This window comes from Pseudomonas sp. HD57-3 (assembly GCF_056113135.1).
The window spans coordinates 4,737,501-4,750,657 of the sequence record NZ_CM148568.1 but is presented as its reverse complement, the minus strand read 5'-3'; the positions used below and the strand labels follow the sequence as shown (position 1 = coordinate 4,750,657).

15 protein-coding genes (1 of these 15 only partly in view) are annotated in these 13,157 nt (G+C 60.8%); 7 read left to right on the top strand and 8 right to left on the bottom strand.

The features are described from left to right. The first annotated feature begins 90 nt into the window (after nt 1-90). Complete coding sequence (locus AC0R79_RS21430; protein ID WP_007955823.1) at nt 91-456, top strand: antibiotic biosynthesis monooxygenase; 366 nt, start codon at nt 91-93, stop codon at nt 454-456. Here AC0R79_RS21430 and AC0R79_RS21425 read toward each other — a convergent pair. The 4 genes from AC0R79_RS21425 to msuE are packed head-to-tail and all read right to left on the bottom strand — an operon-like array spanning nt 453 to nt 4,497. Further along, nucleotides 453-1,556 (bottom strand): sigma-54 interaction domain-containing protein, encoded by a 1,104-nt coding sequence (locus AC0R79_RS21425; RefSeq protein WP_127799091.1) that lies wholly within the window; start codon nt 1,554-1,556, stop codon nt 453-455. The two genes, AC0R79_RS21430 and AC0R79_RS21425, sit on opposite strands and share 4 nt — an antisense overlap. Nucleotides 1,557-1,579: 23 nt before the next feature. After that, nucleotides 1,580-2,767, bottom strand: coding sequence for an acyl-CoA dehydrogenase family protein (locus AC0R79_RS21420; RefSeq protein WP_007955826.1), 1,188 nt, complete (start codon nt 2,765-2,767; stop codon nt 1,580-1,582). 10 nt (nt 2,768-2,777) lie between these two features. After that, nucleotides 2,778-3,923 carry an FMNH2-dependent alkanesulfonate monooxygenase gene (gene ssuD / locus AC0R79_RS21415; protein WP_007955828.1) on the bottom strand — a complete coding sequence of 382 codons (1,146 nt, stop codon included), beginning with the start codon at nt 3,921-3,923 and terminating at the stop codon, nt 2,778-2,780. 10 nt (nt 3,924-3,933) lie between these two features. Beyond that, nucleotides 3,934-4,497, bottom strand: coding sequence for an FMN reductase (gene msuE / locus AC0R79_RS21410; RefSeq protein ID WP_007955830.1), 564 nt, complete (start codon nt 4,495-4,497; stop codon nt 3,934-3,936). Between the two features lie 389 nt (nt 4,498-4,886). Here msuE and AC0R79_RS21405 point away from each other — a divergent pair, with 389 nt between their 5' ends. The 4 genes from AC0R79_RS21405 to AC0R79_RS21390 all read left to right on the top strand — a co-directional run bounded on the left by AC0R79_RS21405 (nt 4,887) and on the right by AC0R79_RS21390 (nt 9,111). After that, nucleotides 4,887-5,156, top strand: a complete 270-nt coding sequence (locus AC0R79_RS21405) for a hypothetical protein (protein WP_474731628.1) — start codon at nt 4,887-4,889, stop codon at nt 5,154-5,156. Between the two features lie 101 nt (nt 5,157-5,257). Beyond that, nucleotides 5,258-5,872 (top strand): LysE family translocator, encoded by a 615-nt coding sequence (locus tag AC0R79_RS21400; protein ID WP_007955835.1) that lies wholly within the window; start codon nt 5,258-5,260, stop codon nt 5,870-5,872. Nucleotides 5,873-6,078: 206 nt separating this feature from the next. Continuing rightward, nucleotides 6,079-7,245: an aminotransferase class V-fold PLP-dependent enzyme gene (locus tag AC0R79_RS21395; RefSeq protein WP_127799089.1), complete on the top strand. Its 1,167-nt coding sequence runs from the start codon at nt 6,079-6,081 to the stop codon at nt 7,243-7,245. A gap of 57 nt (nt 7,246-7,302) precedes the next feature. Further along, on the top strand, nt 7,303-9,111 hold the full coding sequence (locus AC0R79_RS21390) for an aminopeptidase P family protein (RefSeq protein WP_127799087.1): 1,809 nt from the start codon (nt 7,303-7,305) through the stop codon (nt 9,109-9,111). Here AC0R79_RS21390 and AC0R79_RS21385 read toward each other — a convergent pair. After that, nucleotides 9,104-10,012: a LysR family transcriptional regulator gene (locus AC0R79_RS21385; RefSeq protein WP_375747607.1), complete on the bottom strand. Its 909-nt coding sequence runs from the start codon at nt 10,010-10,012 to the stop codon at nt 9,104-9,106. The two genes, AC0R79_RS21390 and AC0R79_RS21385, sit on opposite strands and share 8 nt — an antisense overlap. A 112-nt stretch (nt 10,013-10,124) precedes the next feature. Between AC0R79_RS21385 and AC0R79_RS21380 the strand changes: the two genes are divergently transcribed. Next, nucleotides 10,125-11,123, top strand: coding sequence for a zinc-dependent alcohol dehydrogenase family protein (locus tag AC0R79_RS21380; protein WP_127799083.1), 999 nt, complete (start codon nt 10,125-10,127; stop codon nt 11,121-11,123). Here the strand turns inward: AC0R79_RS21380 and AC0R79_RS21375 are convergent. Together AC0R79_RS21375 and AC0R79_RS21370 are read right to left on the bottom strand one after the other, a co-directional pair. Continuing rightward, the gene (locus AC0R79_RS21375) at nt 11,120-11,710 is read right to left on the bottom strand and encodes a 2-hydroxychromene-2-carboxylate isomerase (RefSeq protein ID WP_127799081.1); all 591 of its coding nucleotides are present in this window, start codon (nt 11,708-11,710) and stop codon (nt 11,120-11,122) included. The two genes, AC0R79_RS21380 and AC0R79_RS21375, sit on opposite strands and share 4 nt — an antisense overlap. A 33-nt stretch (nt 11,711-11,743) precedes the next feature. After that, nucleotides 11,744-12,472: an SDR family oxidoreductase gene (locus AC0R79_RS21370; RefSeq protein ID WP_474731625.1), complete on the bottom strand. Its 729-nt coding sequence runs from the start codon at nt 12,470-12,472 to the stop codon at nt 11,744-11,746. A gap of 91 nt (nt 12,473-12,563) precedes the next feature. Here AC0R79_RS21370 and AC0R79_RS21365 point away from each other — a divergent pair, with 91 nt between their 5' ends. Then, nucleotides 12,564-13,133 (top strand): TetR/AcrR family transcriptional regulator, encoded by a 570-nt coding sequence (locus tag AC0R79_RS21365; protein WP_007955849.1) that lies wholly within the window; start codon nt 12,564-12,566, stop codon nt 13,131-13,133. 10 nt (nt 13,134-13,143) lie between these two features. Here AC0R79_RS21365 and AC0R79_RS21360 read toward each other — a convergent pair whose 3' ends face one another. Then, nucleotides 13,144-13,157: the 3' end of a hypothetical protein gene (locus tag AC0R79_RS21360; protein WP_007955851.1), read on the bottom strand. It continues 268 nt past the right edge of the window; 14 of the gene's 282 nt are visible here — the last part of the coding sequence; its start codon lies beyond the right edge, outside the window — the gene reads right to left on this strand; the stop codon is at nt 13,144-13,146.

Here is a 13,157-nt window from a genome sequence, read left to right as displayed (position 1 = left end):
TTGCAAATTGCCTCTTGACCTTTAGTTAACTCGAGGTTTTACCCTGCAGGCCTTCGAATCGCAAGATTCGTCTGACAGAGTGGGGATGTCATGCAAGCACCAGCGAAAAACCGCAGCTTTACCCAATTGATCGAATTTGAAATCGAACCCGGCCAGCAACCGGCGCTGGTCTCGGCGCTGGCGGTGCAGACCGAGCGTCTGGCCCAGCGTTACGCCGGCTTCGTCAGCGCCAGCGTCCAGGCCAGCGATGATGGCCGGCGAGTGTTGAGTTTTCTGCAATGGCAGTCCCGCGAGGCGGGGGAGGCGGCGTTCCAGAGTTTCGAAACCGGCGAGCAGGATTTCTGGCAACTGATCCGCACCCATCAGGCGCGCACCGTGACCTTCGGTTCATTCCAGGTGCTGAGCAGCATCGCCCGTAGTCACGACGACGGTTTGCACTGCCAACTGGTCGGCTAGATCGACAGCTGGATCAAGCGCTCGCCTTGCAGGTTTTCCGTGGGCCGCCGCTTGTTTACCGCCAGTTCGCCGATCTTGATCAGTCGCGTGCGGGTGACGTTGCGGCTCAGGCCGAGCAGAGACGCGGTGTGCACCTGGTTGTAATGGCAGAAGCGATAAGCCGCGCGCAGCAACGCGTCTTCGACTTTTTCATGCAGGGCGCCGGCCTGCTGCTCGAAGAGTTTCTGGAAGGCGCGTTCCAGCAGCGCTTCCGGTGAGTCGTCGGCGGTCGCGTGCTGATCGTCCGGACGGTCGATGCGCAGGTTCGACAGGCGCAGATCGTCGCGTTCGATCACTCCGTTACGGCAGATCAACAGCGTGTGATGGATGACGTTTTCCAGTTCGCGGATGTTGCCCGGCCAACTGTAGCCGCGCAGTTTGTGTTCGGCGCCGGGGCTGATGGTGATGCGTCCGTAGCCCAGGCGCTGACTGTAGGCCTCGATGAAATGCCGGGTCAGCGGCAGGATATCGCCGGGCCGCTCGCGCAACGGGCTCAGTTCCAGATTGACCACGTTCAGCCGGTAATACAGATCCTCGCGGAAATGCCCGGCGTTGATGGCTTTCTCCAGTTGCACGTTGGTCGCTGCGAGCACCCGCACATCGATGGGAATGCTCTTGCGCGAACCCAGGCGCACCACTTCACGTTCCTGCAACACCCGCAGCAATTTGACCTGAATGGCCATCGGCAGATCGCCGATTTCATCGAGGAACAAAGTGCCGCCATCCGCCTCTTCGAACCACCCGGCCTTGGCACTGAGGGCGCCGGTGAAGGCGCCTTTTTCGTGGCCGAACAGTTCGGCTTCCACCAGCGATTCGGAAAACGCCCCGCAGTTCACCGCAATGAACGGCCGGTTGCGCCGGTTGCTCAGGTTGTGGATGTGCCGCGCCACCAACTCTTTACCGGTGCCAGTTTCGCCGATGATCAGCACGCTGGCTTCGCTCGGCGCGACTTGTTGCAGATGCGCGAGCAGGGCCTGGGATTTCGGGTCTTCGAACACTTGGGCAGTGGCGCGAATCGATGTGGCCAGGGCGGGTGAGGGCGGCAGGGTCAGCAGTTGCATGGGTCTCGCTCCACGAAAGGAAATCAGGAATAGAACGTCGGCACCGGCAGGGACTGGTTCAGCGCCCAGTCGCCCAGCTCGTGGAGTTTGTAATCCAGCGGGTCGTGCAGGGTTTGCGTGCGCAGGTTGCGCCAGTGTCGGTCGAGGCGCAGCGATGCGTGGGTCGAACGGGCGCCGGTGACTTCGAACAATCGGCTGCAAATCTCCAGTCCCTGGCGACTGGCGGCGACCTTGGCCGTGGCAATCGCCGTGGCCAGATGGCCGCGTTCTTCTGCGCTGAGGTTCGGGCCTTTGGCCCAAGCCTCGTCGAGCAACGCAGCGGCGCGTTCCACCAGCAATCGGATGCCTTCGAGGGCGACCCAGAACTCGCCGTAGTGGGCCAGCACATAAGGATCTTCACGCACCTCACGCACCGAGGATTTGTGCCAGACACGGGTTTCGCTCAGGGTGTATTGCCGCGCTTCTTCAAAGGCCCCTTCGGCGATGCCGAGGAACATGTGGGTGAACGTCAGTTGCGCGATCAACGGGCGCAAGCAGGCGAACGGTGTGCTCAGCGGCCCCGGATCCAGCAGCAGTTCCGATTCCTCGACCCGCACCCGTTCGAACGTGGCGCTGCCGCTGTCGGTCTGGCGCTGGCCGATGTTGTTCCAGTCGTTGTGCAGGGTGATGCCGCTGCGGCCGCTGGGGATCGCCGCGATCAGCAGTTTGCCGCCGTTGCTTTCGTCCACCGCCGAGGCGATCAGCATCTGCGAATCGCTGGCGCCGGAGCAGAAGCTCTTCTTGCCGGAAAACTCGCGCCAGCCGCCGAGATCCTTGACCACGGTGCGGGTGTCCAGCGGATTGAGCGCGTTGCCCCAGAACCAGTTCTGCCGCGCGGTCTGTTCGAACCACGGCTGCCATTGTTCCGGGCGGGAAAACAACCGGACGGTGGCGAGCATCAAATGATGAAAGCCGAAGACGTGGGCGATCGAGCTGTCGACCTTGGCGAACTCGCGCACGACTTCCAGGGTTTCGCTCCAGCGCGCGCCGAGTCCGCCGTAACGGGTGGGAATGCTCAGGGCCAGCAGACCGCTGTCGCGCAGGGCGTCGCGTTCGGCTTTCGGTGTGCCGCCGCGTTCGTCGCGCTCGACGGCGGTCAGGGCAAATTCGGCGGCCAGTTGTCGGGCGGTCTGCAACGGAGAGAGCAGGGTGCTTTGCGGTTTGGCAGTCACTCGGTCTTCCTCAGGCGTTGGCTTTGGCGGGCAGAACATCGTTGGCGATCATTTCGCCGAACGGCCCGGTGAGGTTGGTCACGCCGCGTCCGGCCAGGCTCGCATACGGCTCGGGCAACAGCGGGAAGACCAGCTCGGCAAAGCGGTAGGCCTCTTCCAGATGCGGGTAGCCGGAGAAGATGAAGCTCTCGATGCCCAGATCCGCGTATTCCTTGATTCGCGCCGCCACTTGCTGCGGATCGCCCACCAATGCAGTACCGGCACCGCCGCGCACCAGGCCGACGCCGGCCCACAGGTTGGGGGCGATTTCCAGGTTGTCGCGGCGCCCGTCGTGCAGGGCGGCCATGCGTCGTTGGCCTTCGGAATCGAAGCGGGAAAAGGATTTCTGCGCGGCCTCGATGGTTTCGTCGCTGATGTGTTCGATCAGTTTGTCGGCGGCTTTCCAGGCTTCTTCGGCGGTCTCGCGCACGATCACGTGCAGGCGAATGCCGAACTTCACCTTGCGCCCGTGACGGGCGGCGCGCTCACGCACGTCGGCGAGTTTTTCGGCGACGGCGGCCGGTGGTTCGCCCCAGGTCAGGTACACGTCGACCTGCTCGGCGGCCAGATCGTGGGCCGCGTCGGAGGACCCGCCGAAATACAGTGGCGGATAGGGTTTCTGCACCGGCGGATAAAGCGCCTTGGCGTTCTGCACCTTCAGGTGTTTGCCTTCGAAATCCACTGCTTCGCCTTGCAACACGCGACGCCAGATCTTGAGGAATTCGTCGGTGACTTCGTAGCGCTCGCTGTGGCTGAGGAAACTGCCGTCGCCACGGTTTTCGTCCGGATCACCGCCGGTCACGACGTTGATCAGCAAGCGGCCGTTGGACAGTCGATCAAGGGTTGCGGCCATGCGCGCCGAGACCGTCGGCGAGATGATCCCCGGACGAATCGCCACCAGATAACGCAGGCGTTCGGTCAGCGGCACCAGGGCCGAGGCGATCACCCACGAGTCTTCGCAGGAACGCCCGGTAGGAATCAGCACGCCGTGGTAGCCGAGGCTGTCGGCGGCTTGCGCCACCTGTTTCAGGTAATTGAGGGTGACCGGGCGCGCGCCTTGGGTGGTGCCCAGATAGTGACCGTCGCCGTGGGTCGGCAGGAACCAGAAAACATCCATGAACAGCTCCTTAAGCGATTTTCAGCAACGGTTTGATGTGAGTGCCGAACAGTGGCGCGGCGCGTTCGGCGGCCAAGCGGATACGCGCCTTGAGCGGTTCGCTGGTGATCTGGTAGTCGGCGAAATCGGCTTCGGTGGCGTACACGCCGATCGGAAGGGTCACGGCCTGGAAGAAACTGAACAGTGGGCGCAACTGGTGATCGAGGACCAACGCATGGCGTTCGCTGCCACCAGTGGCGGCGAGCAGCACAGGCGTGTCGATCAGCGCATTCAGGTCGATCAGGTCGAACAAATGCTTGAGCAGTCCCGGATAGGAGCCGCGATACACCGGCGCGGCGACGATCAGCAAGTCAGCCTGTTCGATGGCTTGCAGTTCGGCTTCGATCTCGGCCGGCAGTTCCTGACGGGACAGTGCAGCGCCCAGCGGGCGGGCGATGTCACCGAGTTCTATCAGGTGACTCTCGACGGGTAAGTGCCCGGACAATTCGGCCAGCAAGGCCTGGGTCAACACCAGGGTGCGGGACGGACGCCAGGTTCCGCCGGACAGGGCGACGACTTTCAGTGGACGCGACATGGTCAGTTCCTTTTTCAACAGTTGCTCGGCGAGCAGTGAGTAGTCACTGGAGCAGAGCAAGCGCTGTACCAATTCCTGTAAGGCCCGTATTTCGGGGCTTTGAGCGTTTTCGGTGGCTGTGCTCATGTGACTTTCAGCCCGGTTTGTTGAACCGCTGTTGCCTGGGAAACAGTTGCTGGAGCAACAGTGCCGAACGCGATGAAGGATTTATAAAGGCTGTCTGTTATTCCGTAAAAGACTGTTAATTGATATTGATAGGTCTTTTGAGAATATGCAGGACGAATCCTGCCCGAATTCTGATAGCCACTATTGAGAGCGTTGATTTCTGCCAGAGCGTGCCCGGGCGTAGCCTTTCTCCATCGACCCACACTGCTCGCCAGGACGCTCCCATGAATCGTTTACTGACTGTTTCGCTGATGCTCGCTCTCTCCGTTCTCGCTGGTTGCGCGAGCCACGTTTCCCCGGAACTGCGCCCTTACACGGCGGAAGAAACCCGCGAACTGGCGCTCGAAACCTTGAACCGTCGGGGCTTGTCCTTCGAGGAATATCATGCGAAAAAAGCCGAATTGCTCGGCCAGCCACAAAAGACTTTCGGTTTCGACAGCAAGGGTGAAATGAGCGCCGAGCGGGCCGTACAGCTGCACGGTCGTCCTAGCTGATCCGCAACTGTACTGCTCGAAGTTTTACCCAACTGTCCGTGGGTTTGCGCGGCGCCGTGGGATAGGGTCAACACCTGAATGACCCTGACGGAATGCCTGCCATGACCCTCTCGCTCGACCTGCTGCTGGGCTTCGCCCTGTTTGCCCTTGTCACCTCGATCACACCGGGGCCGAACAACACCATGTTGCTGGCATCGGGCGTGAACTTCGGCTTTAACCGCACCATCCCCCATATGCTCGGCATTACCTGCGGTTTCTTCGTGCTGGTGGTGGCGGTGGGTTTTGGCCTGGGCGCGGTGTTCCAGACTTATCCGCTGCTTTATACGGTTCTGCGTTACGTCGGCGCGGCGTACTTGCTGTACCTGGCGTGGAAAATCGCCCATTCTGGCCCCGTCGGCGACAGCGAGCAGGGCGAGGCAAAACCGATCAGCTATCTCGGTGCGGCAGCCTTCCAGTGGGTCAATCCCAAGGCGTGGATCATGGCCATCGGTGCCATCAGCACCTATACGCCGATGCAGGGTTATTTCACCAACGTGATCGTGATTGCGGCAGTGTTCGCCATCATCAACCTGCCGAGCGTCGGCGTCTGGGCGGCGTGCGGGACTCTGTTGCGCAACGTACTGAAGGATCGCCGCTGGTTGCGGGTGTTCAACTGGGGCATGGCGGCGCTGCTGGTGATTTCGCTGTATCCGTTACTCCTTGAAAGCTTTAGCTGACGCAGTGCTACAACCGCCGGCCCGATGCCTGTTAAAGTCGCGTTCAGGAGCGTTCCTACGCACTTTTAAATGAAGTTGTTCTTCTTTAACGGCATCCGATCAGGTATTGATGACGCTCTCGAACCCGGACGCAGCTCACAAGGCTGCGTCGTGCCGTTTGTAGACACGAGCTTCCTGATCCCGGAACACGCTCTGCGAGTCTTTTTATGAACACACGTCCGCTGTATTTCGATTACGCCGCCACCACCCCGGTGGACGAGCGGGTCATCCAGGTGATGATCGAGTGTCTGGGTTTCAACGGTAACTTCGGCAACCCGGCCTCCAGCTCCCACGCCTTCGGCCAGCAGGCCCGGCAAACGGTCGAGAACGCTCGCCGGCAAGTCGCCGAACTGGTCGGCGCCCAGGCGCAGCAGATCGTCTGGACCTCCGGCGCCACCGAATCCAACAATCTCGCCCTCAAAGGCGTGGCCCAGGCCCGTGGTGTGTCCGGCGGGCACATCATCACCAGTCAGATCGAACACAAGGCCATCCTCGACACCGCCCGGCAATTGCAGGACGCCGGTGTCGCCGTGACCTATCTGGTGCCGGACGCCGAGGGCCTGATCACCCCGCAAGCGGTCAGCGAAGCGATGCGCGATGACACCTTTCTGGTGTCGCTGATGCTGGTCAACAACGAGCTCGGCACCGTCAACGACATCCCGGCCATCGGCGAAGTGGTGCGCGGGCGTGGGGCCTTGTTTCACGTCGATGCGGCCCAGGGCGCCGGCAAGGTCGCGATCGATCTGGCGCAATGGCCGGTGGATCTCATGTCGTTCTCGGCGCACAAGCTCTATGGCCCCAAAGGCATCGGTGCGCTGTACGTCGGGCCCCGTGCGCAGCAGCGGTTGCAGGCACAGATTCACGGTGGTGGGCACGAGGGCGGCTTGCGTTCCGGTACGCTGGCGACTCACCAGATTGCTGCCATGGGCTCGGCCTTTGCCCTGGCCGCCGAAGCGTTTGATGACGAGAAGAAAACCATCGTCGCGCTGCGCGAGCGACTGCTCGATCAACTCTTGAGCCTGCCCGGCGTGCGCCTCAACGGCAGCAGCACCCAACGTATCCCGCACACCCTGAGCCTGACCTTCAGTGAAGGCGAGTTCAATCCGGCGGCGCTGAGCCATTCGATCGCGTTTTCCGCGACCTCGGCCTGCAATTCTGCGAGCAACACACCGTCCCACGTTTTGCTGGCGTTGGGGCACGACGCGCACCTGGCGGGACGCACGATTCGTCTGAGCCTCGGCCGTTTCACCACCGCCGAAGACATCGACAAGGCTGTAGATCTGATCAAGACCGCCTGCGCCAGTGCTCCGGCATTCTGGGCGACAGGGCTTTAACGAGCCGGCTTCGAACGGCACCGAACAATAACGATGAAGTGATTGGCAGGAGACATGATGAGTACCCAGACTTTGACCGAAGGAACGGTTCCCCAGCGCCTCGCGCACACCCGTGAACTGATGCGTCGCGAAGGTATCCACGCGTTGCTGGTGCCGTCCGCCGACCCGCACCTGTCGGAATACCTGCCGGGTTACTGGCAGGGCCGGCAATGGCTGTCGGGTTTTCATGGCTCGGTCGGCACGTTGATTGTCACCACCGATTTCGCCGGGGTCTGGGCCGACAGCCGTTATTGGGAGCAGGCGACCAAGGAACTCAAGGGCAGCGGCATCGAACTGGTGAAACTGCAACCGGGTCAGCCGAGCCCGCTGGACTGGCTGGCCGAGCAGACGCCGGAAGGTGGCGTGGTCGCGGTTGACGGCGCGGTGATGGCCGTCGCATCGGCGCGTACGCTGGGCGGCAAGCTCGAAGCGCGGGGCGCCAGTCTGCGGACCGACATCGACGTGTTGAAAGAAGTCTGGAGCGATCGCCCGGCGTTGCCGAATGCGCCGATCTATCAGCACCTGCCACCGCAGGCGACTGTCAGCCGTGGCGAGAAACTCGCCAAACTGCGCGAAACTTTGCAGGAACGCGGCGCCGATTGGCACTTCATCGCCACCCTCGACGACATCGCCTGGCTGTTCAACCTGCGCGGCGGCGATGTGTCGTTCAACCCGGTGTTCGTTTCCTTCGCCCTGATCAGCCAGCAGCAAGCCACGCTGTTTGTGGCCTTGAGCAAGGTCGATGCTGAGTTGCGTGCCGTGCTGGAAAAAGACGGCGTGACCCTGCGTGACTACAGCGAAGTCGCCGGCGCCTTGCGTGCGATTCCGAGTGGCGCGAGTCTTCTGGTGGATCCGGCGCGGGTCACCAGCGGTCTGCTGGACAACCTCGACACTGGCGTGAAACTGGTCGAAGGCCTGAACCCGACCACACTGGCCAAGTCGCAAAAGAGTCTGGCGGATGCCGGGCACATCCGTCAGGCGATGGAGCAGGATGGCGCGGCGCTGTGCGAGTTTTTCACCTGGCTGGAATCGGCCTGGGGTCGTGAGCGCATTACCGAACTGACCATCGACGAAAAACTCACGGCGGCCCGTGAGCGTCGTCCGGATTATGTGTCGCTGAGTTTCAACACCATTGCCGCATTCAATGCCAACGGCGCGATGCCGCATTACCACGCCACACCGGAAGAACATGCGGTGATCGAGGGTAACGGCTTGTTGCTGATCGATTCCGGTGGTCAATACCTGGGCGGCACTACCGACATCACGCGCATGGTGGCTGTTGGTACGCCAACCGAAGAGCAGAAGCGCGATTGCACTCGTGTGCTGAAAGGTGTGATTGCCTTGTCCCGCGCACATTTCCCGAAAGGCATTCTGTCGCCGTTGCTGGATGCGATTGCCCGTGCGCCGATCTGGGCTGAAAACGTGGATTACGGTCACGGCACCGGTCACGGCGTGGGTTATTTCCTCAACGTTCACGAGGGTCCGCAGGTGATTGCCTATCAGGCGGCGCCGGCGCCGCAAACTGCCATGCAACCAGGGATGATCACTTCCATTGAACCGGGCACGTATCGTCCGGGCCGCTGGGGTGTGCGGATCGAGAACCTGGCGATGAACGTTGAAGCAGGAAGCAGCGAATTCGGCGAGTTCCTCAAGTTCGAAACCCTGACCCTGTGCCCGATCGACACTCGCTGCCTGGAACCGTCGTTGCTGACGCAGGAAGAGAAACAGTGGTTCAACGCCTATCACGCCGAGGTGCGCGAGCGCCTGAGTCCGCTGCTTGAAGGCGCGGCACTGGAATGGCTGAACACGCGTACTGCCGCTATCTGATCGGTTGAAGCTCGGGCGCTGCAGCCAGCGCCTGGGTCATGAAATCGACAAACGCGTTGACCCTGGCGGACTGGCGACGGTTCGCCGGGGACACGGCGTGAATCGGCAATGATCGGGTCTGGTAGTCCTGCAACAGGGCGACCACTCGACCCACCTTCAAATCTTCGCTGAACAGCCAGACCGGTGACAGCGAAATCCCCAATCCTCCCAAGACCATTTCGCGGATCGCTTCGGAGTTGTTGCTCTGGGCGTTGCCCTGGATGCGTACGTCGTGGTGTTGGCCATCCTTCTCGTAGGTCCACAGATTCTGAGTGCTGAGCAGGTTGAATTGCAGGCAGTTGTGCTTCGCAAGATCCTGAGGTGATTGTGGGTGACCGTGGCGTTGCAGGTAATCGGGCGTCGCCACCGTGAGCCGGTGGGTGGTGCCGATGCGTCGGGCGATCATGCCGCTGTCGTTCAGCTCGCCGATGCGCAGGCTGACGTCCAGGCCTTCGCTGACCAGATCCAGATTCTGATCGCTGAGTTGCAGGTCGATCTGCACCTGCGGGTAGCGCTGCAGAAATTCCGCCAGTCGCGAGGCGATCTGCAAACGGCCGAAACTGACGGAGGAGCCGATCCGCAAAGGTCCGGCGACGGTTTCCCTGCCGGACTGGAAACTGTGCTCGGCAGCGTCCACAGCGGCGAGGATATTTCGACATTCGTTGTAGTACCGCTGACCTTCATCGGTCAGTGACAGCTTGCGTGTACTGCGGGCAATCAGCTTGCCGCCCAATTGACTCTCAAGAGCGCGCAGGACTTTGCTGATGGTCGGCTGGGTGGTGTGCAGTTCCCGGGCGACGGCGGAGAAACTGCCGCGTTCGACCACCCGGACGAAGATGGTCATTGCGTTGAGCTTGTCCATGAAGCGCCTCATTCATGCCGATTTGGCATGCTCACTATAGTCATTTGGCGTCTTATCGGCATGGATCTGCTGCGGGAACATGGCTTCACTTTCTCCCACAGGAATGACCGAAATGACTGACTCACTGAACATGAAAGCCCTGATAGTGGACACCGCCAACGGGCCGTTACGCTTGGTTTCCCTTGAGCGCCCCGTGGCAGAGGCCGGGCAGGTATTGGTGCGGATCAAGGCCAGCGGTGTGAATCCGCTGGATCTGAAAATCCGAGCAGGGCAGGCCGCCCATGCCCGGCAACCGTTGCCAGCGGTGTTGGGGTTGGATCTGGCGGGTGTGATCGAAGCGGTGGGTGAGGGCGTGCAGGATTGGGCGCCGGGCGATGAGGTGTATGCGTTGGCCACGGGCATTGGTGGCGCGCAAGGTTCGTTGGCCGAGTTTGCAGTGGTGGACGCGCGACTGCTGGCACGAAAACCTTTGAACCTGAGCCCGCGCGAGGCCGCGAGCCTGCCATTGATATTGATCACGGCGTGGGAAGGCCTGGTGGATAGGGCTCGGGTGAGTGCGGGGCAGAAGGTGTTAATTCACGGTGGTGCGGGTGGTGTCGGGCATCTCGCCGTTCAACTGGCCCGAGCATTCGGTGCTGAAGTGTATGCAACGGGTTCTGCGGGACAACGCTCGATCATCGAGGGTTACGGTGCGACGTTCATCGATTATCGAGAGAGCTCGGTGGAGGACTATGTCGCCGAGTTCACGGCGGGAGAGGGGTTCGACATTGTTTATGACACGGTCGGGGGAGAGACGCTGGACGCCTCGTTCAAAGCCGCACGGACCTACAGCGGGCATGTGCTCAGTTGCCTCGGTTGGGGGCAGCACAGTCTTGCGCCGTTGTCGTTTCGTGGGGCGACGTATTCGGGCGTGTTCACCTTGTTGCCGTTATTGACCGGCAGGGGCTGTGAGCATCATGGCGAGATTTTGCGACAGGCTGCCGCGCTGATTGAGTCCGGTCAGCTGCGACCTCTGCTTGATCCGCGTCGGTTCACGCTGGAAACCGCCGGGGAAGCCCATGAGCTGCTGGCGACGAAAGCAGCTCAGGGGCGTTTGGTTGTGGAGATTTAGCGAAGGGCTTCCACCACGAAGTCGAGCCGGTCCTGACCGAAGAACAACTGGTTGTCGATGAACATGCTCGGCGCACCGAAGACGCCACGCTTTACGGCGGTTTCGGTGTTGTCCTTTAGTGCGGCCTTGACTGCTTCATCGTTGGTCAATGCCAGTACTTCTTCAGGATTGAAGCCATGTTCAGTCAGCACGGCGGCAACCGCTGCCGGCTCATCGAGGGGGCGGCCTTCAACCCACAGCGCTTTGAACAGGCAATCGATGAATGCCAGGAAGCGATCAGGATGACGCAGTTGAATGCCGGTGACCGCGCGCATCAACATCAGGGTATTGATCGGGAAATGCGGGTTGAATTTAAGGGGCACGCCGTAGCGTTTGGCGTAGCGGTCCAGGTCCTGAAACATGTAGCGACCCTTGGCCGGGATCATTGCCGGCGACGCGTTGCCGGTGGCTTTGAAGACGCCGCCGAGCAACATCGGAATGTAGATCAACTGGCTACCGTTTTCGGCGCAGATTTTCGGCAGTTGGGTGTACGCCAGATAAGTGGCGGGGCTGCCGAGATCGAAATAGAACTCCACGGTTTTGCTCATGTTCGCTGCACTCTGTTTTTGTTATTGGGGAGATTACCAGCGCTCGCTCCACGGACGCAGATCCAGTTCGAATGTCCAGGCATCCCGTGGCTGGCTATGCAGATACCAGTAGTTCTCGGCGATGTGTTCTGGATTGAGAATGCCGTCCTGGTCCTTGGTGGCGTATTTGTCAGGGAAGTTGTCGCGGATGAAATCGGTATCGATGGCGCCGTCGACCACGACGTGGGCGACATGGATGTTCATCGGGCCAAGCTCTCTGGCCATGCTCTGTGCCAGAGCCCGGATACCGTGCTTGGCTCCGGCGAATGCGGCGAAGCCTGAGGCGCCGCGTAATCCGGCAGTTGCGCCGGTGAACAGGATCGTGCCGCGGCTTCGGATCACCATCCGTTTGGCGACTTCTCGGGCATTGAGGAATCCGGAAAAACACGCCATTTCCCAGATCTTGAAATACTTGCGTGCGGTTTCTTCGAGGATGCTGCACGGCACGTTGGCGCCGATGTTGAAAACGAATGCTTCAATCGGACCGAGGCGGGTTTCGATGTCTTCGATCAGTGCAATTACATCTTCTTCCTTGCGCGCATCACAGGAAAAACCGTGGGCTTCACCGCCGTCCGCCTGAATCGCTTCCACCAACGGCTGCAATTTGTCGGCGCTGCGCCGCGTGACGCACGCAACGAAACCTTCCTTGGCGAACCGCTTGGCGATCGCGCCGCCCGTGGCATCACCTGCACCGACAACCAATACGACCTTCTTGTTATTCATGGGTGAATCCCTTTAGTAAACGATCGTTAAGTGAACGAACGTTATGCTAGGATTTGCTCAGCGTCAAGGCACTCAATGTGAGGACAAATACATGCGGTACTCCGCCGGTCACAAGCTGGAAACCAAAGAAAAGCTCCTGCAAAGCAGCTCGCTGTCTGCGAAAAAAACCGGGTTTTCTTCAATGGGCGTCGATGGCCTGATGAAGGCAATCGGCTTGAGCGGGGCGGCGTTCTACAGTCATTTCTCGTCCAAGGACGCCTTGTTCGCGGCTATCGTCGAGCGAGAGTTGTGCCAGAGTCTGGAGCGCTTGGGCGGGCAGGGTACGCAGGATCGCGAACGGCTTGAACGGTGCCTGAAACTGTATCTGAACATGGCCCATGTCGAGCAACCTGAACTGGGCTGCGCATTACCTGCGCTTGGCGCCGAGATAGCGCGGTCGGATATTGTTGTGAGGGAGCAGGCCGAGCTGTGGATTTGCAAGCTTCAGGAAAGTTGGGCGCAGATTCTGGAAAGCGACAGCCTGGCCTGGGCGATTCTGTCGCAATGTGTCGGAGCGCTGGTCGTGGCACGTATGCTGGCGTCACCGAAGATTCAGCAGCGGGTGCTGAACTCCTGTCATGAAGAGATCGGACACCAGCTCGCCGCTTCGCGAGTGCAGTAGCGGCGATGGTTTATTTGCAGATGA